We start from the raw sequence: 2,813 nt of genomic DNA on the forward strand, positions 1-2,813 counted from the left end.
CGCTGCCGGGGATCCGGGCCATGATCTTGCCGATCACCCGCGCATGCTCACCCGAGACGAGCCCACCGGCCTGGGCGGCGGCGGTCCACACCAACACCGGGGCCTTCACCACACCACTGACCGGATCAGCCGTGTCCGCGAGCACATCCACCGCCGCGGCCCGCGCCGCCGCCTCACCCCGCCCGAGGTTCAGGGTTTCCTGCAGGAACGTCGACAACTTGCCCGACCCGGCACGCTGGGGCAGGCACCGTGACTGCGCCTCGGCGGCCAACTGCCGCGCCACCACATCCAACTGCCGACGCACCGCCTCGACCTCACGCATCGCGTCCACGATCTCGTCGTCGGCATACGGCACCAGAGGCAGGTCCAGGAGGTCATCGGTCGCCTCGCGCACCGCGGACACCGCCGCGGGCACCTCAGCGTGAACCAACTCCCTCCACTTCATACGTCAATTCTATCAATGCGATTCACGCCGATATACGTGAATTCTATTGTGAATCAACAATATTCAGATTTCGAATGGCCCCACACCGTCCTCGTCGCAGGGCAGGGAATTGTTCAGCTCGGACACCGGCATCGCCGAGGCAAACACCCCTCGATCCAATTTGGATGGGAACCGAGAACAACAAGGCCCGACGGTAGCTCGATCTCGATGACCACTCGCCGGTCACGAACATTTGTTCGCTCGTCACCGGCGAGTCCCGCCACCGGTCAGCGCGTGAGGCCGCTGAAGAATTCGCGGATGTCGCCGGTGAGCAGGTCGGGGGCTTCGAGGGCGGGGAAGTGGCCGCCGGAGTAGAACTCCGACCAATGCACGATGTTGTGGGCCTTCTCCGCGAATCGGCGAATCGCGAAGTCAGCGGTCGTGAACACCCCGACCCCGGTCGGGACCGTCCCCCGTGGATTGGGCGCGAACATCGTGTAGTCGTGGAACCGCTCGTAGTAGTAGTTCGCGACACTGCGCGCGGTATCGGTGAGCCAGTAGATCGCCACGGTGGTCAGGATCTTGTCCCGATCGATGGCATCGTCGGGCAGTTCGTGACCGGCGTCTGTCCACTCCTTGTACTTCTCCACGATCCACCCCAACTGTCCCGCCGGGGAATCGGCCAGCAGCTGCGCGATCGTGTTCGGCCGCGACCCGGCCAGGTTCATGTAGGCGGAGCCGTCGTCCTGGAACTGCTTCATCGCCGCCAATCGCTGCTGTTCCGCCTCGGTGAGAGCGGCCATGTCGGCCGGATCGCCCGTGGGGAAGGTGACCAGCGCGTTGACATGCACCCCGATCACCCGCTCACTGAAATCGCGACCCACGCGCGGCGCCACGAATGCGCCGTGGTCCCCACCGTGCACCCCGAACCGCTCATATCCGAGCCGGGTCATGAGCTCGGCCAGCGCGGCAGCGACTTTCCCATCGTTCCAACCGGTTTCGGTCAGCGGTCCGGAGAACCCGTGCCCGGGCAACGTCGGGATCACCAGATCGAAGACAGGCGCGTCGGCCTCTGCGGGGGCGGATAAGCGTTGAGCCTGGCTTCGACCGCGCGCCAGTCGAACTTCTCGGCCCAGTAGGTGGCGAGCTCTCGCAGGTAGGAGGTGGGCACACCGCGCTCCCAGCCCGTGCCGGGGATCTCGTCGATCCACCGGGTGCGAGTCAGGCGCCGACGCAGGTCGTCGAGGTCGGCCTGCGCGATGTCGATGCGGAAGGGGCGGATGTCGTTGTCGCTCATGATATTGAGTCTTCCGATTAAGAGGTGGTCTCCACATCACGACAATTCGTTATTCCGCCCACCACACCGACCTGTGACCGTTCAATCGGTGGGCATCCGATACCGAGGCTCGGCTCGGCTACCGGGTCGGCGCGCCGACCGCCGCGGTATTGATCTCGTCACCGCATCTCGAGCGTCCGCGGAGGACAAAACCTCATGTACCACAACGGCCGTCAGCTTCGACCTCCCATGAGAACGCACTCGCTGGATGCCATCGGAACCACATATCGGCGCCCCGACTCGACAGCGATCACCGTTGTCGAATCGCGTCTCGGCCACGAGGTTTCGCGCATTCTCAGGAACCTGACGGTACGGAGCCGGAAGGTTGGTCAGCTCGTCGTAGCGAGTATCGATGCCGCCATGGCCAGGATGGCTTTCCACCCCGGCCTTACCCGCCAACGACGCGGCCGAACCTTTCCTGGATTCGGCCGTCATAACCTACATCCGATCGGATGGACAAGGGTCTCGCCCCAGCGTCCCGGAAGTGCACGTGGGGCGCGACCCTCGTATCGGCTCGGACACCCGGCTCGCGTGCTGCGCCGACATCTCATCACATACCAACAGGTCGGCCTTCGTAACTGGTCAGTGCCCGATCGTGGCCGACTGATGATGAAGTCGTTACCAGCTCCCCCGCACGGGTACGGCCGCAGCCCGGACCCTACCTCCTCGGTTCGGGCCGGTGGGGAAATCTCCGAGTCAGGCCTGGGTTGCGGGCTGCTTCGGGTTGTGGTGGGCCTTCAGGTGGTTGGCTGATCGAACCAGGTTTCGGGGACGCGGTTGTACGTGGGCTCGAGCTCGGCGACAAGGGGTTTGCGGCTGAGGGAGACGTAGACGTCGCCGTATCGGCTGGGGATGATCAGGTTTGCCCATTGGTCCAACTCGGAGTCGCTGAATTTCCTGAGGAGACTGAGGAGTTGGCGGTAGTCGGCGTCGGACATTCTGTCGGCGTCGGGCATATACAGAGGGTAGATGGGGCTGGTTTGGCTTGCGAGGGTCGGCGACGGCCCGGACGGCGCCGGCGACGGACGGAAGTCCGTCACCGGCGCACCGGTG

4 protein-coding genes are annotated in these 2,813 nt (G+C 64.7%); all 4 read right to left on the minus strand.

Features of this window, described 5'->3' with window-relative positions; translation table 11 throughout:
- Window positions 1–445, minus strand: a 445-nt coding sequence (locus tag GLP40_RS30075; RefSeq protein ID WP_154791403.1) for a DUF222 domain-containing protein, incomplete at its 3' end; no start/stop codon positions are given.
- A 266-nt stretch (window positions 446–711) separates the two neighbouring features.
- Complete coding sequence (locus tag GLP40_RS30080) at window positions 712–1,470, minus strand: alpha/beta fold hydrolase (protein WP_230330085.1); 759 nt, start codon at window positions 1,468–1,470, stop codon at window positions 712–714.
- The gene (locus GLP40_RS34195) at window positions 1,467–1,721 is read right to left on the minus strand and encodes an epoxide hydrolase N-terminal domain-containing protein (protein WP_230330086.1); all 255 of its coding nucleotides are present in this window, start codon (window positions 1,719–1,721) and stop codon (window positions 1,467–1,469) included. Before GLP40_RS34195 ends, GLP40_RS30080 begins: the two co-directional genes overlap by 4 nt.
- 776 nt (window positions 1,722–2,497) lie before the next feature.
- The gene (locus tag GLP40_RS30085) at window positions 2,498–2,716 is read right to left on the minus strand and encodes a hypothetical protein (RefSeq protein ID WP_154791404.1); all 219 of its coding nucleotides are present in this window, start codon (window positions 2,714–2,716) and stop codon (window positions 2,498–2,500) included.
- Between the last annotated feature and the right edge of the window lie 97 nt (window positions 2,717–2,813).

Source organism: Nocardia aurantiaca, from assembly GCF_009708175.1.
GTDB lineage: Bacteria > Actinomycetota > Actinomycetes > Mycobacteriales > Mycobacteriaceae > Nocardia > Nocardia aurantiaca.